At 38.6% G+C, this 22,520-nt stretch carries 27 protein-coding genes; 9 read left to right on the top strand and 18 right to left on the bottom strand.

Going from position 1 to position 22,520, the window contains the following annotated elements; genetic code table 11:
• Window positions 1-15: 15 nt before the first annotated feature.
• From porD to ML462_RS13510, 7 genes are all read right to left on the bottom strand, one after another.
• Window positions 16-906 (bottom strand): type IX secretion system protein PorD, encoded by an 891-nt coding sequence (porD, locus tag ML462_RS13540; protein WP_240714366.1) that lies wholly within the window; start codon window positions 904-906, stop codon window positions 16-18.
• Window positions 899-2,107: a bifunctional phosphopantothenoylcysteine decarboxylase/phosphopantothenate--cysteine ligase CoaBC gene (gene coaBC / locus ML462_RS13535; protein WP_240714365.1), complete on the bottom strand. Its 1,209-nt coding sequence runs from the start codon at window positions 2,105-2,107 to the stop codon at window positions 899-901. The genes porD and coaBC overlap by 8 nt, the downstream gene beginning before the upstream one ends.
• Before the next feature lie 15 nt (window positions 2,108-2,122).
• A complete protein-coding gene (locus ML462_RS13530; RefSeq protein ID WP_240714573.1) occupies window positions 2,123-2,449 on the bottom strand; it encodes a DNA-directed RNA polymerase subunit omega in 327 nt (108 codons plus the stop codon).
• A gap of 11 nt (window positions 2,450-2,460) precedes the next feature.
• On the bottom strand, window positions 2,461-3,285 hold the full coding sequence (locus ML462_RS13525; RefSeq protein WP_240714364.1) for an outer membrane protein assembly factor BamD: 825 nt from the start codon (window positions 3,283-3,285) through the stop codon (window positions 2,461-2,463).
• A gap of 126 nt (window positions 3,286-3,411) precedes the next feature.
• Window positions 3,412-4,287 carry a 4-hydroxy-tetrahydrodipicolinate synthase gene (gene dapA / locus ML462_RS13520; protein ID WP_240714363.1) on the bottom strand — a complete coding sequence of 292 codons (876 nt, stop codon included), beginning with the start codon at window positions 4,285-4,287 and terminating at the stop codon, window positions 3,412-3,414.
• Between the two features lie 6 nt (window positions 4,288-4,293).
• The gene (locus tag ML462_RS13515; RefSeq protein WP_240714362.1) at window positions 4,294-4,803 is read right to left on the bottom strand and encodes a DUF6913 domain-containing protein; all 510 of its coding nucleotides are present in this window, start codon (window positions 4,801-4,803) and stop codon (window positions 4,294-4,296) included.
• A gap of 119 nt (window positions 4,804-4,922) precedes the next feature.
• Entirely contained in the window at window positions 4,923-5,621 is a 699-nt protein-coding gene (locus ML462_RS13510; RefSeq protein WP_240714361.1) for a hypothetical protein, read from the bottom strand.
• Between the two features lie 229 nt (window positions 5,622-5,850).
• Here ML462_RS13510 and ML462_RS13505 point away from each other — a divergent pair, with 229 nt between their 5' ends.
• Window positions 5,851-6,612 carry a 5'-nucleotidase C-terminal domain-containing protein gene (locus ML462_RS13505; protein WP_240714360.1) on the top strand — a complete coding sequence of 254 codons (762 nt, stop codon included), beginning with the start codon at window positions 5,851-5,853 and terminating at the stop codon, window positions 6,610-6,612.
• Window positions 6,613-6,617: 5 nt separating this feature from the next.
• Complete coding sequence (locus ML462_RS13500) at window positions 6,618-7,529, top strand: metallophosphatase (protein ID WP_240714359.1); 912 nt, start codon at window positions 6,618-6,620, stop codon at window positions 7,527-7,529.
• Window position 7,530: 1 nt separating this feature from the next.
• Here ML462_RS13500 and ML462_RS13495 read toward each other — a convergent pair whose 3' ends face one another.
• Genes ML462_RS13495 through ML462_RS13470 form a run of 6 tightly spaced genes read right to left on the bottom strand, consistent with a single transcriptional unit; the run spans window position 7,531 to window position 12,840 of the window.
• Entirely contained in the window at window positions 7,531-8,208 is a 678-nt protein-coding gene (locus ML462_RS13495) for a M15 family metallopeptidase (RefSeq protein ID WP_240714358.1), read from the bottom strand.
• A gap of 3 nt (window positions 8,209-8,211) precedes the next feature.
• A complete protein-coding gene (gene ligA / locus ML462_RS13490; protein WP_240714357.1) occupies window positions 8,212-10,206 on the bottom strand; it encodes an NAD-dependent DNA ligase LigA in 1,995 nt (664 codons plus the stop codon).
• A 14-nt stretch (window positions 10,207-10,220) separates the two neighbouring features.
• On the bottom strand, window positions 10,221-10,892 hold the full coding sequence (locus ML462_RS13485; RefSeq protein ID WP_240714356.1) for a VOC family protein: 672 nt from the start codon (window positions 10,890-10,892) through the stop codon (window positions 10,221-10,223).
• Window positions 10,893-10,894: 2 nt separating this feature from the next.
• On the bottom strand, window positions 10,895-11,497 hold the full coding sequence (locus tag ML462_RS13480; protein WP_240714355.1) for an LOG family protein: 603 nt from the start codon (window positions 11,495-11,497) through the stop codon (window positions 10,895-10,897).
• A gap of 2 nt (window positions 11,498-11,499) precedes the next feature.
• Window positions 11,500-12,348, bottom strand: a complete 849-nt coding sequence (prmC, locus tag ML462_RS13475) for a peptide chain release factor N(5)-glutamine methyltransferase (RefSeq protein WP_240714354.1) — start codon at window positions 12,346-12,348, stop codon at window positions 11,500-11,502.
• A gap of 6 nt (window positions 12,349-12,354) precedes the next feature.
• Window positions 12,355-12,840, bottom strand: a complete 486-nt coding sequence (locus ML462_RS13470) for a GNAT family N-acetyltransferase (RefSeq protein WP_240714353.1) — start codon at window positions 12,838-12,840, stop codon at window positions 12,355-12,357.
• A 28-nt stretch (window positions 12,841-12,868) separates the two neighbouring features.
• Here ML462_RS13470 and ribD point away from each other — a divergent pair, with 28 nt between their 5' ends.
• From ribD to ML462_RS13450, 4 genes are read left to right on the top strand one after another with little or no spacing between them, the layout of a single operon-like run.
• Window positions 12,869-13,927 (top strand): bifunctional diaminohydroxyphosphoribosylaminopyrimidine deaminase/5-amino-6-(5-phosphoribosylamino)uracil reductase RibD, encoded by a 1,059-nt coding sequence (ribD, locus tag ML462_RS13465; protein ID WP_240714352.1) that lies wholly within the window; start codon window positions 12,869-12,871, stop codon window positions 13,925-13,927.
• Window positions 13,905-14,513 (top strand): HAD family hydrolase, encoded by a 609-nt coding sequence (locus ML462_RS13460; RefSeq protein ID WP_240714351.1) that lies wholly within the window; start codon window positions 13,905-13,907, stop codon window positions 14,511-14,513. Before ribD ends, ML462_RS13460 begins: the two co-directional genes overlap by 23 nt.
• On the top strand, window positions 14,510-15,382 hold the full coding sequence (locus ML462_RS13455; protein WP_240714350.1) for an EamA/RhaT family transporter: 873 nt from the start codon (window positions 14,510-14,512) through the stop codon (window positions 15,380-15,382). The genes ML462_RS13460 and ML462_RS13455 overlap by 4 nt, the downstream gene beginning before the upstream one ends.
• Window positions 15,379-15,987, top strand: a complete 609-nt coding sequence (locus tag ML462_RS13450; RefSeq protein ID WP_240714349.1) for an IMPACT family protein — start codon at window positions 15,379-15,381, stop codon at window positions 15,985-15,987. Before ML462_RS13455 ends, ML462_RS13450 begins: the two co-directional genes overlap by 4 nt.
• Here the strand turns inward: ML462_RS13450 and ML462_RS13445 are convergent.
• Complete coding sequence (locus ML462_RS13445) at window positions 15,984-16,382, bottom strand: acyl-CoA thioesterase (RefSeq protein WP_240714348.1); 399 nt, start codon at window positions 16,380-16,382, stop codon at window positions 15,984-15,986. The two genes, ML462_RS13450 and ML462_RS13445, sit on opposite strands and share 4 nt — an antisense overlap.
• A 205-nt stretch (window positions 16,383-16,587) precedes the next feature.
• Here ML462_RS13445 and dnaA point away from each other — a divergent pair, with 205 nt between their 5' ends.
• The 3 genes from dnaA to ML462_RS13430 are packed head-to-tail and all read left to right on the top strand — an operon-like array spanning window position 16,588 to window position 19,215.
• The gene (gene dnaA, locus ML462_RS13440; protein ID WP_240714347.1) at window positions 16,588-18,015 is read left to right on the top strand and encodes a chromosomal replication initiator protein DnaA; all 1,428 of its coding nucleotides are present in this window, start codon (window positions 16,588-16,590) and stop codon (window positions 18,013-18,015) included.
• A gap of 10 nt (window positions 18,016-18,025) precedes the next feature.
• On the top strand, window positions 18,026-18,493 hold the full coding sequence (locus ML462_RS13435) for a low molecular weight protein-tyrosine-phosphatase (protein ID WP_240714346.1): 468 nt from the start codon (window positions 18,026-18,028) through the stop codon (window positions 18,491-18,493).
• A complete protein-coding gene (locus ML462_RS13430) occupies window positions 18,490-19,215 on the top strand; it encodes an SAM-dependent methyltransferase (RefSeq protein WP_240714345.1) in 726 nt (241 codons plus the stop codon). The genes ML462_RS13435 and ML462_RS13430 overlap by 4 nt, the downstream gene beginning before the upstream one ends.
• Here the strand turns inward: ML462_RS13430 and ML462_RS13425 are convergent.
• The 4 genes from ML462_RS13425 to dapF form a co-directional block, all read right to left on the bottom strand.
• A complete protein-coding gene (locus ML462_RS13425) occupies window positions 19,212-19,880 on the bottom strand; it encodes a lysozyme family protein (protein WP_240714572.1) in 669 nt (222 codons plus the stop codon). The two genes, ML462_RS13430 and ML462_RS13425, sit on opposite strands and share 4 nt — an antisense overlap.
• 196 nt (window positions 19,881-20,076) lie before the next feature.
• A complete protein-coding gene (gene mltG / locus ML462_RS13420; protein ID WP_240714344.1) occupies window positions 20,077-21,120 on the bottom strand; it encodes an endolytic transglycosylase MltG in 1,044 nt (347 codons plus the stop codon).
• Window positions 21,110-21,640 carry a GNAT family N-acetyltransferase gene (locus tag ML462_RS13415; protein ID WP_240714343.1) on the bottom strand — a complete coding sequence of 177 codons (531 nt, stop codon included), beginning with the start codon at window positions 21,638-21,640 and terminating at the stop codon, window positions 21,110-21,112. The genes mltG and ML462_RS13415 overlap by 11 nt, the downstream gene beginning before the upstream one ends.
• Window positions 21,634-22,419 carry a diaminopimelate epimerase gene (gene dapF / locus ML462_RS13410; protein WP_240714342.1) on the bottom strand — a complete coding sequence of 262 codons (786 nt, stop codon included), beginning with the start codon at window positions 22,417-22,419 and terminating at the stop codon, window positions 21,634-21,636. Before dapF ends, ML462_RS13415 begins: the two co-directional genes overlap by 7 nt.
• Window positions 22,420-22,520 lie beyond the last annotated feature (101 nt).

The raw sequence follows: 22,520 nt of genomic DNA, 5'->3' as shown, positions 1-22,520 counted from the left end.
AATCAACCTAAAACACTATCGAATATTTCTCCAGTTCCTCGCGTATCTTGGAGCAATATTATTAAGTGTTTCGATGAGCTCGGCACTATCTTGGTAATTAGGCCCACCGGAGTATACTGATGATATCTCATCTGCTTTCGAATCAAAGAATACACGAAGCAATAGAGAATTATTTCGCCGGTTATTCATAACCTCAAGCTTTTCAAGAGATTCAGCGATCATACTTTTCCCTGCAAGAACGTCTTCATGCATGACATCCAGTCCTAAACGATGATATTCATATAACGCAGTTCTGTATTCAGCATAGGTATTAGCAAGTATATCTGTATTTAGCCTGAACCTTGAACGTTGCCCATCTGAACCCTTCCAACCCTGGGAATTCCCCTGCTGGGCATTCGTCACTATTCTGTTTGCTTCTTCATAATAGGTGGTGCCTGAATTCGCAGCGAAAGTGTCTGCGTCCATACCAAGTATGGTATAAACATAAAACGAGATTACCGATACTAAATTAGAGGTGTAAGTATTCTGACTGTATTCCAAAGGCTGATATTCCCTGTAATTAAAGGAAAATTGTTCATCGTTAAAATTGAAAACCGGAGTGATCATGGAAGAACCATAAACCGGCCTGGAAGACTGTACCTGAATAGTGCCGTTAAAACTCTCTCCCTCAAAATTGGTGATCGTGATGAACATACTACAATTAATACGCTCATGGGGTTGAAAATCCTTATCGGTCCAGGTAGTCTGATTTACAAACTCATTTAACGCCCTCTGCAAAGTTCTGAATACCGAAAGATTATTCTGGCCGGTTTGTTCGGCATTTACAATTACTTCACAATTCAATTGTTGTGCGGAACTAATTTGAAGCCCGAGAAAAAAAATTATGAAACTAAAAACCTTACGCATTGAGTAACTCTATGATTTCATTTAAAATATCAGCGGCGACGTCTTTCTTGGATTTAAGATCGAAATCTTTCTTTTTATCAGGATAAATAATACTTATTTTATTGGTGTCACTCTTAAATCCGGCGCCTTTATCGTTAAGTGAATTTAATACAATAAAATCAAGATTCTTCTTTTTGAGCTTTTTTCTAGCGTTCTCTTCTTCATTGGCGGTCTCAAGAGCAAATCCGATAAGTTTCTGATGTGATTTTTTTTCTCCCAGGCTGGCCAATATATCTTCAGTTTTGGTAAGCTCCAAGGTTAATGATGGATCGTTCTTTTTTATTTTCTGTTCGGCTACAGTTTTCGGCCTGTAATCGGCTACTGCAGCGGCAGAAATAAAAACGTCTGTATCTTCAAAATTTGAATGGGCTGCTTCATACATATCCCTCGTACTGGTCACCCTTATAAGTTCTATCTTCTTTTCATCAACCTGCAAATGGGTAGGGCCTGCGATCAAGGTTACCTCAGCACCAAGTTCACTTGATTTTTCAGCTATTTCAAATCCCATTTTTCCGCTAGAATGATTTCCTATAAAACGAACCGGATCTATAGCTTCGTATGTTGGTCCTGCGGTTATCAGGATCTTTTTTCCTTTTAGCGGCAGGTCTTCAGAGTAATGGTTTCCAATAAAATGCACGATATCTTCAGGTTCGGCCATTCTTCCCTCACCGTGCAAACCACTGGCAAGTTCCCCTTCAGCAGCAGGGATCATGACATTCCCGTAATCCTGAAGTACCTTTAAACTGTTTTTCGTGGACGGGTGCTTATACATATCCAGGTCCATCGCCGGGGCGAAAAACACAGGACATTTGGCAGAAAGGTAGGTAGCCAGCAAAAAATTATCGCTATTGCCCGAGGCCATCTTTGAAAGGGTACTCGCAGTAGCAGGGGCTATAAGCATGAAATCGGCCCAAAGGCCGAGTTCAACATGATTGTTCCATTGCGCATTTTCATCTTCCTCGTCTGTAAATGAGGAATACACTTCGTTTTTAGAAAGTGTGGAAAGCGTTAGCGGAGTGATAAATTCTTTAGCGGCAGGCGTCATCACGACTTTTACATCTGCACCGGCCTTCACAAATAAACGTACTAGCGAGGCTGTTTTAAAAGCGGCGATACCTCCGGTAACCCCCAATAAAACTTTTTTACCCTTAAGTACAGACATATTTGAGTCCAGATTCTATTCTTCTATATCCTTAGTGTTACGGTAGTAGATCTTATCTTCCAACCATTCCTGGATAGCTAAAGACTGAGGCTTAGGTAGTCTTTCGTAGAACTTAGAAACTTCAATTTGCTCTTTGTTTTCAAAGATCTCATCAAGAGAATCGTTGTAAGTAGCAAATTCGTCTAGTTTCTCAAGTAGTTCCTTTTTGATCTCACCGTTGATTTGCCCGGCTCTTTTAGCAACTATAGAAATAGCTTCGTAAATATTCCCGGTTGGCTCATCTACTTTATTCCTGTCTATAGTAGTAGTGTTTACGGGTGCATCAATTTTCTTAAAATCCATCATTCCTTTTATTAAAAATTCTGTAACCTTTTGTCAATTTCCAGAAGGGCATCCTCCAGTTGCGAAGTATACTCCCCTTCAGGATAATATTTTTTATATGCTGCTGAAAACTCCTTTGCTTCCTCTAAACGATCTTCCATTAAAACCTGGAAACTATTGATGGCCAGCCGGTATGCCGAATCAAATCGGTAAAAGTATGCGGCTTCCCTGAATGGTGATCCTGGATAGTCTGATATAAAGTTATTGAAGGAAGCGATGGCCGCTTTGTAATATTCTGTATGATGATATTGCTTGGCGATCTCATAAGCTTTTTTCTCCAGTTTGATCCTTAGCTCGGTAGCCTTCTCATTGGCCGACTCTACAAACTCACCATCAGGGTAATTGTTCAGATAAACCTGCAACTCCTCTACTGCCTTATTTGTATCGGTTTGATCCAGATCATATCTAGGAGACCTGTAAAAATAACTAGCTGCTGATTTGTATGCAGCTTCTTCAGCTTTCTGACTGTTCGGGTAAAGCTGAAGGAATCTTTCAAACTGGAAAGGAGCATTATAATAATCTTCAAGCTGGTAGTACGTGTCAGCGACCAGGAAAACAAGTCTCTCTCCTTGAGGTTTTCCACGCAACTCAGGCTCGATATCCTCGAACAACCTCAAAGCTTTTTTCAGCTTATTGTTGTTATCCTCTGCAACACCTTCGTTATATAATTCTTCTGCCGCGGCATATTTTGGAGCAGTTTCCGTGCTTTTAAGTAACTGCTGATACTCACTACAAGAGACGGTTATCAATAGCAAACCTAAAACTAGAATTCCTTTTTTCATGATACGTAAAAACATCTGGCAAAAATACATTTTTTGTTACTATAAAAAAAACTTTCCTCAAGTACTCAAATAACCATGTTTTCAAGGGTTTATTGCAGAAGCATCCTTCTTTTTGATAAAAATGAAAAGAATTTTATGGAATTAAAAGTTATCTATAAAACTGTTAATCCGGCTAGTCAGGCTTTCTGAAGCTTCTACCAACGGAAGACGAAGATAATTCGAAATCATTCCTTTTTTTGCAAGCAAGGTTTTGATCCCGGCTGGATTTCCTTCAGCAAAGATAAGTTCAATTGAAGGTGCGATCTTGTAGTGCAGCTCGTAAGCATCGGTCACTTTACCCTCAAGACCGGCTCTAACCATATTAAAAAACTCCTTGGGCAATCCCTGTCCTATTACAGAAATTACACCTTTCCCCCCGGCAAGGATCATTGGCAAGGTGATCATATCGTCACCCGAAATTACTTTAAAATCTTTTGGTACTAAGCTAATTAGTTTCATGGCCTGCACCATATCCCCGGCAGCTTCTTTAACACCTATCACATTTTTGCATTCCCTGGCAATTCGATTCACTGTTTCCGGAAGAATATTGCTTGCAGTTCTACCCGGTACATTATAAAGGATCACCGGCAATGGCGAAGCTATTGATACTTCCTTGAAATGACGAAATATTCCTTCCTGGGTTGGTTTATTATAAAAAGGAGAAACTGAAAGTATAGCATCAAAACCTTCAAGATCTGCCGTTCTTAATTCTTCGGTGACCGCTGAGGTACTATTTCCACCAACGCCAAGAACCAAAGGTAGTTTACCTGCATTGGCATCTTTTACGGTATTTTTCACCAATTCCTTTTCTTCCGAAGTAAGTGTGGCACTTTCTGCAGTGGTTCCTAATACTACAAGGTATTCAATCCCATTTTCTATCTGATTCTTAACCAGATTCCCGAGAGCATCGGTATCTACGGTCAAATCTTTCTTAAAGGGCGTTATTAAAGCTACTCCTGTTCCTACAAAGGCTTCCATTAATTCTTATCTTTTAAAAATTCTAAAATATTTTATTACTTCCTGCTGAAATTCTGCAATATTTATTGCAGATATTTCAACATCAAAAACACCAAATTCATCCGGTTTGTTTCCAAACTTTTTAGTGGCCATAGTTTCTGCGGCTAACAGGATCCCGGCCAGGTTTTTTTTACCGAAAAAGCAAATAAGTAGATCGAAATGAGTACCGGCAAAATCACGGATCCTTTCAGATTTAAAATTACCTGAAATACTTATCCCATCGGGTCTCAAAACATCTGCATCAATTTCTCCAATTTCAGGATTTACCTCCCCACAGATCACAATCCTGAAATCTCCTTTTTCGATTTCAAGATCTTTGTATATCTCAAAAATGAAATTAGCCGAATCCAGATCCCCTGAATCGATGATCAAACCTATTCTTCCAGAATTTCTTTCTGACGGAAATTCCCTTTTTTTCAGGGTTTTCCTGATCTTCTTGGAATGAAATACATTTTTCAATTTAGAGGAGACCATCATTTAAATTTGGTGAAGCAAATGTAAATAATTTATACCAACAAAAAAGTGGATAATCGCCTAGCAGCCCTTGTAATTATAGGAATTTAACTGGTTTATATAATTTGTTAAATTCGGCTAAACTACACTAGGTTAATCAGTTTGAGTTTCTTTTCAGTAGTAGCAAAAAATTGAAATGCAAGGATAACACCTACAAAATCCAGAAAACTCATTAGAAGTAAAACGCTGGTATCTGGCAGATAATAAACGGCCATATCCCTTAAAATATCTGAAACAATAATCGTCATGACCAGGGTAATGAAAAATACAGATTTTCGCGAATATGAATTTAAGTAGTAAATGAAACCAACTACAGATAAAGCTAATAGCACTAAGTAATACATGGAATAAAGGCCGAAATCGAACAGATCTCCAATCTGATTGCCTAGTTCAAGGAAGTGATCTGAAACAAAGTAAGCGTTTGCACCTATCATAACAAAGAAAAAAAGCAGGATGTACCTATTTCCCGTTTCCCTTTGGGTATGCATCAAGGCTTCCCTTATGAGGAACATATAAGCAAACATCTGTAATATAAGCATAAAGAAATATACCGGGCTAAATTCCTTTATAAAGCTCATTCCTATGGTGGCTAAACTCAATAACAGGAATACCGAAAGATTGAGATTCTTAAAATCGAGTCTTTTATAAAATCCCGCAAATAGCAAAGGATAGATAAGAAATTCAGCGGCAGTAGACAACCATTGAAGATTGTATAGTACACCGAGCAGAATTAAAATGAGCAGGGGAATGCTCGCCAAAATAAATAATCGGCTATGTTTCATGTAAATAGAAATGGGTGGGTAAATATAGAAATATTATTTATTTCTGATGATTATATAATCAGAGAGTTCTTTTACATGCTATAAGACTGTTTTTTAATTGTTTTTTTGAACTTTTATCAGAAATATAAACCTTTCAAAGGTTTTTCAATAAAGCCTGAAATACCATCTATTTTTCAGAAAACCTAAGTAGCTTCTGAGTTTTTTATATTTGCAAAATATTTAAAGCAAAATGAAATTTAAATTTTTAATAACTCTCCTTTCCCCTTTATTAATTTGTTGTAAAGGAACCGAGAAAAACTCCAGAAATGTTGCGGAAATTTCTTCGGAAAGGATAAGTATAAATTCAGAAATAATTGCCGATCAGGAAATTGATGAATTTATCAAGCCATACCAAAAACATCTCAATGCGACCTTGGATTCGGTTCTAGCCTACAACCCTACTTTGCTTTCAAAAAATGACGGAGACCTGAACACTGCAATAGGCAATTTAATGGCAGATGTTGTGATGCAACAGGCAAGTCCGGTAATTGAAAAAAGATCCGGGAGAAAAATTGATATTGTACTTCTAAATCATGGCGGAATAAGGTCTGAGCTTCCTTCCGGTGACATTACTACTCGATCTGCCTATAACCTGATGCCATTTGAAAATGAGATTGTTGTTGCAGAACTCACCGGAGCACAACTTAAAGAAATGCTGAAATACCTGGAAAAAGCTAAAACCGCTCATCCGATTAGTGGGATAAAGATTAAAGCTAATAGGGATTATAAGATAAGGGAAGCTACCATTAAAGGAGAGAAAATTGATAAAAACGAAACCTACTTCGTTGCTACCTCAGATTATCTTTTTAATGGTGGAGACAACATGAATTTTTTCAGAGATCCTGTAAATGTTTATGCTGCCGATTACAAAATAAGAAATGCGCTTATAGATCATTTCACCAAAACTGATACTATTCGGGCTAAAATTGACGATCGTTACATTAGAGAATAGAAGAGATGAAAAGAAAAGATTTTATACAAAATACAGCGGTAGCAACGGCTTTTCTAGGTTTAGGCGGACTATCTACTCTTTCTTTTAAGCCGGAAACCAGGAGACATATCACTATTCTTCATACCAACGATGTTCACAGCCATATAGAACCCTTTGGCCCTGAAGAAGGCAGAAATGCAGGCCTGGGAGGTGTTGCCCGAAGAGCAACCTTAATTGAAAAGATAAGGCAGGAAAATCCAAATACGCTCTTACTGGATGCCGGTGATATTTTTCAGGGAACCCCCTATTTCAATTTTTACGGAGGTGAACTTGAATTCAAGTTAATGAGCAAGTTGAAATATGACGCTGCTACCATTGGAAACCATGATTTTGATAACGGGATAGACGGACTATACGCTCAATTACCTCACGCCGATTTTGATTTCATCATCTCCAACTACGATTTTAAAAACACGATCATGGATGGGCAGACAAAAGATTACAGGGTTTTCCATAAAGATGGTATAAAAATCGGGGTTTTTGGCCTGGGAATCGAGTTGCAAGGTTTAGTGAACGACAAGCTATACAAAGAAACCAAATATCTGGATCCGGTTGAAATGGCTACAGAAATAGGCGCTAAACTTAAAAATGAAGAAAATTGCGACCTGGTGATCTGTCTCTCACATTTGGGTTATCAATATAAAGGCGATAAGATATCTGATATCAAATTAGCGAGAGCCACCAGTAACATCGACCTTATTATTGGAGGTCACACTCACACCTTTCTGGAAAGACCAACTGTGGAAACGAACAAAAAAGGCAATAAGGTACTGGTAAACCAGGTAGGTTGCTACGGGCTTTATTTAGGTAGAGTGGATTTCTTTCTAGATGAGAATAAAAACATTGAAGCTGACGGTGTGAAAATCGCTATTGATTAAATTACTGCACCGGAAAATCGAAATATGTATCTGGATACGGCTCGGCATCATAGGTATAATGCCACCATTCTTCAGAATATGACCTGAAACCGTATTTTCTCATCGTCAACCTGAGAAGCTCACGATTTCGTTTTTGCTCAGGAGTAACCTTAGCAGAATGATGGGATATCTCTCCGAAAAAATCATAGGTACCGCCCATATCCACATTTTCACAATTATCAACGTGGATCATGGTAAGATCTACCGTGCTTCCCCGGGAATGACCAGATTTACTGGCAATATATCCTAATTCAAATAAGTTTCTCTTCGCTACATCCGGATAAAACTTCTGTTTCATAAGGGTATCAGAAGGTTCTTTCGCCCATTCCACAAACTCATCTACTGCCCGTTGAGGCCGGTAGGCATCAAAAACCTTCAGCATATAATCCTTTTGGATAAGCTCTTTTTGAACTTTGGCAAGAGCCTCGGCGGCAGGTTTGCTTAATATGGCTTGTTCACTTTTATATCCAGCTATGGGTTTACCAATGAAATTATGATCACCGGCATAACGGATATCATCGACAATATCCGGGATCACCTCGTCTATATGCACAAAGCCATCAGGAATTTCCTGTGCGTTTAGAGATAGAATATTCATTAAAACTAAACAAACTGAGGTAACGAAAAAGGTCTTAATCATGTTCTACTCCAGCATTTTCAAAAAATCGTCCTCACTTATAATATTGGTTTCCAATTTCTCTGCTTTCGCCAGTTTACTTGGTCCCATATTAGCACCGGCAACGAGGTAATTCGTTTTCGAGGAGATCGAACTGGAAACCTTCCCACCGTTATCTTCGATCATCTTTTTAAGTTCATTCCTGGAAACTTTTTCAAAAACACCCGAGATCACGAAACTATTCCCACTTAAAATATCGGTTTGATTAGCAAGTTTTTCTGCAGAAATTTCCAGTTGAACCCCGTAATTCTTTAATCTTTCTACAATCTCCCGGTTAGATTCAGCCTCAAAGTAATCTACTACGCTCCAGGCGATCCTTCCTCCTATTTCATCAACATTTACTAATTCGTCTTCAGAAGCTGCCGCCAATGCATCAATATTCTTAAAATGCTTCGCCAGTTTCTTGGCCACGGTCTCCCCTACATACCTAATCCCCAAAGCAAATAATACTCTCTCAAATGGGATCTCTTTTGATTTCTGGATTCCGGAGATCAGGTTGTCTGCAGATTTTTCCGCCATTCGTTCTAATGGCAGAATATCTTCCTTTTTGAGTGTATATAAATCAGCGTAATTCTCGATAAGCCCCGCATTCACCAGTAAGGCAACAGTTTCCCCACCGAGACCTTCTATATCCATGGCCTTCCTGGAAATATAATGCTGAATCCTACCTATGATCTGAGGCGGACACCCATTGGTATTCGGGCAGTAATGCTGAGCTTCACCTTCATTTCGAACGAGCTCCGAATCACATTCAGGACAAATACTCGCATATTTGGTCGGTTCACTTTCTGGATCACGCTTGGTGAAATCGACTCCTACGATCTTCGGAATGATCTCTCCTCCCTTTTCCACGAAAACAGTATCTCCCTCCCGAACATCAAGTTTTTCGATCTGGTCGGCATTATGTAAAGAAGCTCTCTTCACAATGGTTCCTGCAAGTTGAACCGGCTCAAGATTTGCCACCGGGGTAATCGCCCCGGTTCTTCCAACCTGATAGGTGATCTTCTTTAGCTTTGTGCTTTCCTGTTCTGCCTTGAACTTATAGGCCATGGCCCATCTAGGAGACTTAGCTGTATGCCCCAATTCTTCCTGCTGATAGAAGTTATTCACTTTTACCACGACACCATCTGTTTCGTAGGGCAGGTCATGCCTGTGCTGATCCCAATAATTGATATAATCCAACACCTCTTCTATGGAATTTTTCAACTCAGATTCCTGCGGAACCTTGAATCCCCACTCACGGGCTTTTTCCAAGCTTTCAAATTGAGATTTAATTCCAGTATTTTCTCCAACAATACTATAAAGCAAACACTCCAATGGTCTTCTCGCCACCTCAGCACTGTCCTGAAGCTTTAAACTTCCGGACGCAGTATTCCTGGGGTTCGCATATGGTTCCTCTCCAATATCCACCCTCTCTGCATTCATTTTGGCAAAACCCTCGTATGGTAGAACAATCTCCCCACGAATATCAAATTTCTCAGGATACTCTCCTTTCAGTTTTAATGGCACAGATCGTATAGTTCTCACATTATTGGTCACATCGTCTCCCTGAAATCCATCTCCACGAGTCACTGCTCTTTCCAGGATTCCATCTTTATACGTAAGACTAATGGAAGCACCGTCATATTTCAACTCACAAACATATTCAAGTTTTCCTTCCACCACTTTTCTCAATCTGGTTTCCCATTCCTCCAGTTCTTCCTTGGAATAGGAATTAGAAAGAGAATACATCCTGTGATCATGAACAACCGTCTCGAAATTTTTGGTGACAGCACCGCCCACTCTCCTGGTTGGAGAATTTGGATCATCAAATTCAGGATGTTTTTCTTCCAGCTCCTGAAGTTCTTTCAACTTCATGTCAAATTCATAATCACTGATCTGAGGATTATCCAGCACGTAATAATTATAGTTATGCTGCTGAAGTTCCTCACGTAGATCCTGAACTTTCTTCTCTATGTTCATGTAAAATTATGGTATTAGATTTCCGAAATTTTGAGCTTATCTTCGCTGAATTCCAGTTGATATTTTTTCGAGTTATGTTCAAACTCCAGTTGAAAATCTGAGCTAAAAGCTTTGTCGTTGGTAGGAAACCAGTTCTTTTTTGAATTTTCTATAGTAATAATTAACCCTGAATCCTCGCCTATAGCACAGAACCTGTCGAAATCACCATCGAATCTGGACAGCTCACTTTCAAGTTTTAATTTTTCAAACTTTTCTTTTATATCCTTAGTCACCAAACCAATTTCAGCAAGTCCAACTATATTGGACGAGTTGAAAATGGCAGAATCTGGTTTGCTGAATTCCCTCCTGGATATCAATTCCATGATATTTTTATCATGGTCATAAAAATACACCGATTTTGCCTGCCAGTTCGGGAAATCTATGATCTTATCCTCATTAAATTTAAGTATTGGAACTATGCGCTCCAGCCATTCTAAAGCTTCATTTTCCTGCCTGTCTGGTATGTGAAAAGCTATATGATAAGGTGTCGCTTCTTCTTTATGTTCAAATCTTAGAACAGAATATCCTGCCTTTAGTTCAAAACTATTTTCAGAATAGTTCAAAATTTCAAAACCCAGCTCATCTCTATAGAATTCAAGCTGATCTTTAATATTTGAAGAAAAAATGGTTAATCTGGTAATTCTCATGATCAGGCTTGATTTTTGTTCATCCACTTTGGAACCGGTTTCGGCTCAAATTTCCTCATTTTCCCTAAAAGATCTTCAAAATTATCTGAAACCAGCAATATATCAAGGTTTTCCTTTTTCAAAAGTCCTTTTACACACATTTTCTCAAGCATATTAATTAGATCATTATAGAAACCACCAATGTTTAAAAGTCCGATAGGTTTACGATGCAGTCCTAGCTGCGCCCAGGTAATGATCTCGAATAATTCCTCAAATGTTCCAAAACCTCCGGGAAGAGCGATAAAGGCATCACTTAGCTCATTCATGGTCAATTTTCGTTCATGCATATCCTGTGTGGTGATAAGCCTATCAAGACTGTCATGCACCACTTCCTTGGTCTTCAGAAAATCTGGGATTACACCGGTCACTTTTCCTTGATGGTCCATTATTCCTTGAGCAACCTGGCCCATTAAACCCAGTTTACTACCTCCATAGACCAGCCTTATATCCTGCTCTGCCATCAACTTCCCCACTTCATAAGCGGTCTTAAATATCTGACTATCGTTTCCCGAACTACTAGCACAAAAAACTGCCAGGTTATGTATCTCATTTAAATTTTCACTCATACTTAAATCTTAACCGCCTTCAACATACGGTAATTCCCAAAAATATCCTTTTTCAGTTCAGCTTCAAAACCGAAGTTTTCAACCAGATTTTTGGTCTCCTCAGCAAGAAATTGATTGATCTCAAAATAAAGAACTCCCTTATCTTTAAGTGCAGTTCCGGCAAGGCTTGAGATCTTTTCGTAAAAGATAAGTGCGTTTTCATCACGAACATACAGTGCCGCTTCCGGTTCAAAATCCAGTACATTCCTTTGCATTTCCTTTTTCTCCAGGTCTCTTACATAAGGGGGATTGGAAACAATAATATCGAATTCACTATCTAAAGAATTTTCAGCGAGAATATCCTTTTTCAGAAAATTGACTTTGGAGTTATTCAATTCAGCGTTTCTAGAGGCCTGGATTATCGCTTCGTCTGATATATCTATTGATGTTACCTTCGATCCTGATAATTCAAGGGCAAGCGTTACAGGAATACAACCACTGCCGGTTCCAATATCCAATATCCGCAATTTATGATTTGCCTTTTTATGGTCGGAGATAATCCAATCCACGAGTTCTTCAGTTTCGGGCCTGGGGATAAGCACATTTTTATTTACTAGGAATTCCCTTCCGTAGAATTCAGATTTCCCGGTAATATATTGCACCGGCTCATGATCTTTTAGCCGAAGTATTGCTTTTTGAAATCTGGCTAATTGAGATTCAGAAATTTCAATTTCAGGATTCATCGCTACATCTATTCTTCGCAATCCTAAGTATTCTTCCGTTAAGATATAAAAAAAAGATTCGATTTCAGTAACCGGAAATTCATCTTCTAAGTCTTCCAGAAACTGGATTTTTAATTGTGAAATAAGCAATTTGTCTTAAATATCTTTAAGTAAGAAAACGCTGCAGTTATAATGACCCGTATTTCCCATGGGACCAGGCAGGATGATAAAACCACTTTTTTCATAAAGTCTGCGAGCATTTTCCATCGAGGGAAGCGTTTCTATATAACATTTTTCAAAACCGTTCTTGCGCGCGAATTCGAGACATTGATTGATCATTTCCATCCCTATTCCACGACCACGGGCCTCAGGAAGAAAATACATTTTTTGTAACTCACAAACTTCCAGTTCCATCCCGACCAAAGGAGCAATCCCGGCACCCCCAATGATCTTATCGTTTTCTTCAACAACAAAATATACATTCCCTCTCTCACTATAAGTCTCCGTCATATCATCCAATGACTTATCTTCATATGCCGTCCCTTCTTTTGGCGCATCCATTTCGACAAGTACATCCTGTATTAATTTTTTAACCTCCTGATTGTCTTTAGATTCAATTTCACGTATTGTCCAGGTACTCATTCTTCTTAATTAATTCTATTTTTGTGACGTGAATATACAGGAAAAATACATAAAACGCTGTATCGAACTGGCTCAAAACGGCCTTGGAAATACTTATCCCAACCCTATGGTTGGAAGTGTTATTGTTCATAACGACCTTATTATTGGTGAGGGCTGGCACAGGAAAGCAGGTGACGCTCATGCCGAAGTAAACGCTATTAATTCTGTAAAGGATAAAGAGTTGCTTAAAAACGCAACCATTTATGTAAGCCTGGAACCTTGCAGCCATTTTGGTAAAACCCCTCCATGTAGTAATCTAATTATAGAAAAAGGAATTAAAAAGGTTGTGATTGGCACTATGGATCCTTTCGCGAAAGTTGCAGGAAGGGGAATCAAAAAACTGATGGATGCCGGATGCCAGGTAAATGTTGGGGTTTTGGAAAATGAATGCCTGGAACTAAATAAAAGGTTCTTTACTTTCCATAAAAAGAAAAGACCTTATATCATCCTGAAATGGGCACAAACTGAAGACGGTTTTATTGCACCCGAATCTAAAGATGACAACCGACCGGTTTGGATCACCAATAAATACTCCGGCCAGCTGGTACATAAATGGAGAAGTGAAGAATCTTCTATCCTGGTTGGAACAAATACAGCATTAAAAGATAATCCTTCTTTAAATGTTAGAAAATGGACGGGAAATGATCCGGTTAGGATTCTAATTGACAAGGACCTAAAAACACCTGGTGATTTCTCCATTTTGAGAGGAGAACAAAAAACAATAGTCCTCTGTGAAAAAATACCAGAAAGACCAGGAGAAAACAACCTAATCTACGAAAGCATAGAATTTTCCAATAATATCTCGGAACAGATATGCAGGATACTTTATAAACATGAACTACAATCTGTGATCATCGAAGGCGGCAGAATGACCTTGCAGCAGTTCATTGACTCTGGTGTATGGGATGAGGCGCGGGTTTTTACAGGAAAATCTGAATTTAAATCTGGCGTAAAAGTCCCTGATATCAGTGGAAAATTATTTTCCGAAACAAAAATTTCCGGGGACAGTTTAAAAATTTACAAGAATGATCAAGACCATAATATTTGACTTTGGTGATGTTTTTATCAATTTAGATAAGGAAGGCACACTCCGAAAGTTGAGAGAAATGAATATAGAAGACCTTCCGGAGTCTATTTCGGCGAAAAATAGAGAATATGAACAGGGTTTCGTAACTTCAGATGAAATCTCAGATCTTTACAGGACTCAATTCCCACAGCTACAGAGAGGTGATTTTCTAAAATCATGGAATTCCATGCTTCTCGATTTTCCGGAATATAGATTCAGATTCCTTCAAAAGTTATCGGAAGAGAAGGAGTACAAACTCATTCTTTTAAGTAATACGAATGAGAATCATATTGAACATATAAAGAGAAATGTTCCATTTTATGATGAATTCAAAAAATGCTTTGACGCCTTTTACCTTTCCCACGAAATCGGGATGCGGAAGCCAAATACAGATATTTTCGAATATGTCCTGGAACAACAGAATATTGAAGCCAAAGACAGTCTTTTTATAGACGACACCTTCGAAAATACAGAAACAGCTTCACGCCTGGGATTCCACACCTGGAATATAGAACCAACTCGCGAAGATGTAATCGATCTGTTCACTACCAAAAAAGAGCTATTTTGATCTACCTGCTATTAAGCGTTCTATCCTCGACCATAATTTTTGTGGTTTTCAGATTGTACAAAATATTTGGGGTTAACACCCTACAGGCCATCATTGTAAATTATTTTGTAGCCTGCACCGTGGGGTTTTTCGGATATATAGAAGGATCTGATTTTAGCCACGTACCAGGTGAAAACTGGTTCCCTGGAGCCTTGATGCTAGGAGTGCTTTTTATTACAGTTTTTAACCTCGCGGCGATCACTACCCAGAAAAGCGGTTTATCTGTAGTTGCAGTAGCCACAAAGATGTCGGTAGCTATTCCCGTATTATGCGGAATCTTTCTTTATAATGAAAGCACCGGGCTGCTAAAGATCATAGGGATCATCCTTGCCCTGGCTGCGGTCTACCTAACTTCTATAAAAAGCAAGGAAGGCATTAGTATTAAAAGCAAAAACCTGGTTTTCCCTCTTCTGGTATTCCTGGGAAGTGGAATTATAGACACCAGTTTGAAATACCTGGAAACAACTTATGTTTCAGAGACCGATGTAGGACTTTTTTCTTCAACGATTTTCGCCACCGCAGGAACCATTGGAGTTATCATCTTAATAGTTCAAGGCATAATGGGAAAACTGAAGATCACTTTTAGAAATATACTCGGTGGAATAGCCCTGGGCATTCCCAATTATTATTCAATATATTTCCTGGTAATGGCGCTTCGAAGCGAAGGTTTTGACAGCTCAACCATATTCACCATGAATCATGTGGCCATAGTTACCATTTCAACCTTAGTTGGGATCGTATTATTCCGGGAAAAACTTATCAGGAAAAACTGGATAGGACTAGGGCTGGCGATTCTTAGTATAATTCTTGTAGCAAATAGCGCGATATGAAAGATACTTATCAAAGCATTACCAAAGAATCTCCAGAGGTCCTTTTTAAAGACAGGAATTCAAAGTTCTTTGGTTATGCCTTTCCCATAAAATCTGAGGCTGAAGCAAATAAGCACCTGGAAGATCTTAAAGCCAAACACCATAAAGCAAGGCACTGGTGCTATGCCTGGCAAATTGGTAAGGAAGATCATCAATACCGGGCTAATGATGACGGAGAACCTTCAAACTCGGCCGGAATGCCAATTTACGGGCAAATACAATCTTTTGATGTAACCAATATACTTATTGTAGTGGTTCGCTATTTCGGAGGAGTAAAACTTGGGGTTGGCGGGCTAATTAATGCTTACAAAACGGCTGCACAAATGGCTCTTGAAGCTTCAGACATTATAAAGAGAACCATTGACGAAGTTTTTATTGTAAAGTTCGATTACCCCGAGATGAACAAGGTCATGCAGGTGATTAAACAAAACAATTTAAATGTGATAGATCAAAAGCTTGAGATAGACTGCAGAATATATATTGCGGTAAGAAAAAAAGAAGCCGAAAGCATATTTTCTAAATTCGACAATACCTATAAAGTAGAAATTTCCAAACTCGAAGATTAATCTTCAAGCTTATCAAAAATATACTGAGGACACCTAATAGGTTTACGAGATTTTGCATCCATAAAAACTAAAATTGAAGTAGCCGAAGTCACCTTTTCACCGCTCTCATTGAAGATCAGATAGTCAAAGATAATTTTAACATTTGGGGTTTCCCGCAATCGCGTTACAATCTTCAAATTCTCATCGAAAGTGATTGGTTTGTGATACTTTAAATTTAATTCGAATACTGGCAACATTATCCCTTCCTCTTCCATACTTTTGTAAGAGATCCCTAAGGAGTCCAACCAGTTAATACGGGCAATTTCAAGGTATTGCGGATAATTTCCGTGATGCACCACGCCCATCTGGTCGGTTTCAGCATATCGGACTTTAACAAAAGTTTCGTGTGATTTCATGTAAAAAAAATAGCCTTTCTGAGAAAGGTTTTTTATATTCAGGCTCGGAAGTAAGTATGCATAAAATTTTCTTAAAATTCAACCCTAAAATGGTTTTTTTTTACATTTTTTGTTCACATATTTGTTCCGCTCGAGTTGGAGAAATTAGTTGATTCAGTCTCTGACAAATAACTTACTACTAACCTAAATTAACGTCTAACAAAGAATGTCAAAAACTGCGCAATCGGTTTGGAATAACTGTCTGTCATTTATTCAGGATAACATTACACCTCAAGCATACAAAACATGGTTTGAACCTATCCAAGCAGTGAAACTAACAGATTGTGCCCTAAGCATACAGGTGCCATCTAAGTTTTTCTACGAGTGGCTGGAAGAACATTATGTTAAGCTTCTAAAAGTCTCACTTACGCGTGAATTAGGTGAAAATGCCAAACTGGTTTATGTGATCAAAATGGAGAATACTTATGGTAATAAATTACCGTTTACCGAGAAAATTCCAAGTACACAAAGGTCACAGATGGCTTCTCAGGAAGTAGATGTTCCTATTAAGAATAAAAGTCCGGAACTTAAGAATCCGTTTATAATTCCAGGAATAAGGAATGTAAAGATCGAGTCTCAGCTAAATCCTAACTATAATTTTGAAAATTTCCTGGAAGGGGAATCTAACCGACTCGCAAGATCGGCAGGGCTGGCTGTAGCGAACAAGCCCGGAGGAACCTCTTTTAACCCTCTTTTAATATTCGGAGGCGTAGGATTAGGAAAAACACACCTTGCTCATGCGATAGGGGTTGAAATAAAAGATAAATATCCAGAAAAAACAGTGCTTTATATCTCCGCTGAAAAGTTTACCCAGCAGTATATAGAATCTGTAAAGAAAAATAACCGAAATGATTTCATCCACTTTTACCAGATCATCGATGTTCTTGTAGTAGATGATATCCAGTTACTTTCAGGAAAGGCGGGAACACAAGATGTATTTTTCCACATCTTTAACCACCTGCATCAGAATGGAAAACAGGTAATCCTTACCAGTGACAAGGCTCCTGTAGATATGCAGGATATAGAACAGCGTTTACTATCCCGATTCAAATGGGGACTTTCAGCTGAACTTCAGCATCCTGACTTTGAAACCCGTGTTTCAATCATCAAGAACAAACTTTACCGCGACGGCGTTGAAATGCCAGAGGATATTGTGGAATTCCTTGCAAATAATATCAAGACGAACATCAGGGAACTTGAAGGGGCTATTATTTCCTTGATCGCCCATTCATCTTTCAATAAGAAAGATATCACCCTGGAACTGGCAAAGAAGATTGTTGATAACTACGTTAAGAATACAAAACGAGAAGTTTCAATAGATTATATCCAGAAAGTGGTAAGCGAATATTTCCAGATGGATGTAGACACTCTGCAGTCTAAGACCAGGAAGAGACACATTGTACAGGCCAGGCAAATAGCGATGTTCTTTGCTAAAAAGTTCACCAAGGCATCCCTGGCAAGCATAGGATCTCAAATTGGAAGTCGCGACCATGCTACTGTTTTGCATGCCTGTAAAACTGTAGATAACCTGGCAGCTACAGATAAGCAGTTCAAAAAATTCGTTGAAGACCTCAATAAAAAACTCACCTTATAATTAACATTTTATGAAAACCAGGGTATTAATGGTGTGCCTCGGCAATATTTGCAGATCACCCCTGGCCGAAGGTATTCTAAAATCTAAAGTAGATCAAACTAAAGTATTCGTAGATTCTGCGGGTACTGGTAGCTGGCACATTGGTTCTGAACCAGACGGTCGCTCCATCGCCATTGCCAGGAAAAATAATTTAGATATTACCAACCAGCGGGGAAGGCAATTTTCAGAGGACGATTTTAAAGATTTCGATCATATTTTCGTGATGGATAACTCAAATTTTAGGGATGTAATGTCTATGGCGGAAACCGATGAGGATCGCCAAAAAGTACATTTGATCCTGAATGAGATCTTCCCTTCAGAAAATGTTGATGTGCCAGATCCATATCATGGTGGTGAACAAGGTTTCGAAAATGTTTATCATATGCTGAATGAAGCCTGCGAGCAAATTGCCCAAAAGCTGAATAACGGGACCCTATGAATTCAAATCGGGAAACAGGAAAACTATATCTTATCCCGGTACACCTGGGAGAATCTAATGAAAACCAGGTATTTCCGTCTTTCAATAAAACTATAATCGACGGTATTGACGATTTTATAGTAGAAAATGAAAAATCTGCTCGAAGGTTCATCAAACAGATACTTCCGGAAAAATCCCAGCAAACCTTAAAATTACACGGTCTCAACAAATTTACCGAAGCTTCGGAAATCCCCGAATTTCTAAATGCGGCCAAAGAAGGTAAAAATATGGGATTATTGAGTGAAGCCGGCTGTCCCGGAGTAGCCGATCCCGGTGCCGAAATCGTAAAATTGGCTCACCGTTTCAACATTCAGGTAATTCCACTTGTAGGTCCCTCCTCTATTTTACTTGCCATGATGGCCAGTGGAATGAACGGGCAAAGCTTTACTTTTCACGGCTATCTTTCAATTGATAAGAAAGAAAGAAAACATGAGATCAAACAATTAGAACGCATCTCTTCAGAAAAAAATCAGGCTCAAATTTTTATTGAAACGCCTTATAGGAACATGAAATTCCTGGAAGATCTAATTCAAAATCTTCATCCGGCGACACGTATATGTGTAGCCTGCGACCTTACCTTAAAAAGCGAGTTCATAAAAACAGCAACAGCATCGGAATGGAAAAAAATAAAAGCCGATCTTCATAAAAGACCAGCAATTTTTATCATTCAGAAGGATATTTAGACCGATAATTTATCGAAGTCTACCCTGGAATTCTTTTCTGTTTTTACAAAAGAAACATCATAACCTCCAAAACGCTTCATGTAAGTTTTGATAGTGGTTCCAAAGGCATCGCTAAATGCCTGAGCTCCCCAGCTGCGAAGGTATTTCTTAACACTTCCAGGACCGGCGAGATGAGCCGCGGCTAGTATCCCAGATTCAGTTATCTCTACTCCATTGATGGTTTTACCCACAAAACGTTTGATATCCCTTTGCAATATCCACTTATTCCTGGATGCATTGGCATAAAAAGCAGCTTCCTGTAAGGCGGGGGAATTAAGAAAACTAATCGTGTCGTAAACACCAACCAGCTTTAAAGTACCTTCCCCGAATTGGTATTTACCAAGATACCCGTATTCGTTAATAGTTTTGTAATCACCTCCTGATTCTTTAAAAGCAAGAGCTTCCTTAAAACCAACATAGGACTTCCCAAGGATAGGTGAAGTTTGATCTACTTTAAATTCTGGAATTATTTCATCTCTGAGGTCTGGAACTGTATAATCTAATTCCAGATCATAAGTGGAATAATTCTCCAGATCTAGTTTTGCAGCATCTTTAGTTGAAAAACTAAAAAAAACAAAGCCCGCTGCCAGGGGCAAGATTGAAAATTTTGCAATTTTCTTTCTCATCATTTTGGTTTTTGAAAGGTTACCGGCACACCTATAACATAAGTCGTGCCCCTTTCATATTCGCCGGGCAAATGTATAACAAAAATCAATAATTTGAATAACAGGCTGTTAAAGGTTTTTTAAAGTTATATTTCATTTAACTAAATTATAACTTACTGAGGGTCAAAAGGTTAATAAAACACGATAAAAGACTAGCCTATCTTTTTATTCCTTGTTTATTGATCCAACGAATATATTCCTGCTTATTACGGTTATGCTGAGCAAGATTTTTTGCGAATTTATGGTAGCCGAAATTTTCCACATCTGCTACAAAATAGTAGAAATCGTGATCCTCATAATTTAGCACAGCATCGATAGAAGAAATATCTGGCATCCAGATGGGTCCGGGTGGAATTTGCCTGTATTTATAAGTATTGTAAGGAGAATCCAGTTCAAGATCTTTATAGAGAACCCTTTTTATGATAGTATCAAAATTCCCGGTCTTTTCTTTAATAGCATAAATAACTGTTGGATCGGCATCGAGCTTCCAGCCATTTTTATACCTATTCATGTATACTCCGGCCACTTTAGGACGCTCATCAACCTTTGCTGTTTCCTTCTGAACAATTGAAGCCATGGTAATTACCTGCTTCGGACTTAGACCTATTTCCTTTGCCTTTGAAAGCCTTTCTTCGTTCCAGAAACGGCTGTATTCCTTTTCCATTCTTGCTCGAAACTCTTCCGCAGAAGTATTCCAGTAGAACTCATATTGATTTGGAATATACATTCCCAAAGCCGTTCTATCATTAAAATCACTTTTAGCAAGATATTCAGGATCCTTGAAAGTTTGAATTAATGAAGCACTATCTGCCTCGATCTGCTCTGAAATCCTTCCCGCAAGATCTTCCAGCCTCTCCTGATTGTTGAATATCACCTTCACCGGTTGATTACCACTTCTAAGCCTGTTTACCAGCTCATTATTGGTCATTCCTTTTTCCAGGAAATACTTTCCAGGTCTCACATTACTGTCATAACCTTTCTTTTGCGCCACCAACTGAAAGGCTTCCGGATCTTTTAATAAAGGCCTAAGGGTATCTATCACGGTCTGGAAATTAGCATCACTTGGAATATAGACCACTTCCTGACCGGAATCGAAATTCGTATTGGATGAGAAAACGCTGTTATAAATATAGTAACCAAAAATCCCGAATGCTATCACTCCCAGGATAGCTACAGCTATAATTATTTTTCTAATGTACATTGTTAATTAATTGATATAGCCATTCATCCTTATATTTACCGTTGAACAGCGTCCAGTCTTTTTTCAGACCTATTTTTCTAAAACCATTATTTTCAAAAACCTTCATACTTTCCTGGTTACCCTCGGTGACATTTGCATATACCTGATGCAAACCAAGGTGGGTAAAACAGTAATTACATAGCAAGGAAAGACTCTCAGCACCAAAACCCTTTTTCCTGTCTTTTTTGTTCGCTATTAGAATACCAATAGCTGCTCTTTTATCCTTTGGTTCAAGATCATAAACATCTATCAAACCAACCGGTCGGCCGCGTTTTGTGCAGATCACCAGTCTTAATTGTTTAATATCGTAAATATCACGGTGAGCATTCTCTATATATTGCCTGATAAGAAATTTGGAATAAGGAGATTGCGTCGAACTAATTTCCCAGAAATCCTCATCATTTTCGATCTTATGAACAAAATCAAGATCTTCTGGCTCGAGAGCTCGTAAATATACCTTCTGCCCCTGTAATGTTAACATTGAATTTCACCTTTAAAGACCAGCATTGCCGGGCCTGATAACCAAATATCAGAATAGCCGTCTGCCGTCTTTTTGAAAGTTACAGAAAGTTCTCCTCCCGGAGTAAGTAATTTAACATTTTCGGAAGTAGTCTTTCCAGATTCGTAAGACGCGATCGCTACCGCAGTAACTCCCGTCCCACAGGAAAGAGTCTCATCTTCCACTCCCCTTTCATAAGTTCTTACTGAAAAGGAACCTGAGGAAGTCTTTTCAACAAAATTTACATTAGTTCCTGCTTTTCCATACCTACTGGAGTATCTAATTTCTGACCCCTCTTTCTTTACATTTTTGTTTCCCAGGCCTTCAGAAAAAATTACATGATGCGGAGAACCTGTATCCAGAAAAAGAAATTCTTCATTTTGAAAAACATTCTTTACATCCTGCATCTTCAGACTAACCAGACCTTCTTGAATAGTTGCGTCATGAACTCCATCTACCGCAGTAAACCTGGCGGTCGATTTAATGATCCCTAAAAATTTGGCAAATGCAACCAAACATCTGCCGCCATTACCGCACATACTACTTTCCTTTCCGTCGGCATTAAAATAAACCATTTTAAAATCGTCTTCTGGATCTTCTGAATTTTCCAGAAGAATAAGTCCGTCAGCACCTATGCCAAATTTTCGATCACAAAGACGATTGATCAATTTGGTATCATTTTTGGATATTTCTAGGTCACGGTTATCGACCATCACAAAATCATTACCCGTGCCTTGATATTTATAGAATGTCAGCTTCATAAATCTTTTTGAAAGTGGCACAAATATACAATTTTGATCAGGAAATCGGGATTGTTAAATGGTCGTTAAAATTAGAATTTTTGCATAATAATCAGTACGCC

It is taken from the genome of Christiangramia lutea, from assembly GCF_022489035.1.
In the GTDB taxonomy this organism is placed as follows: Bacteria; Bacteroidota; Bacteroidia; order Flavobacteriales; family Flavobacteriaceae; genus Christiangramia; species Christiangramia lutea.
The sequence above is the reverse complement of the archived record's forward strand: the minus strand, read 5'-3'. Positions and strand labels throughout refer to the sequence as shown.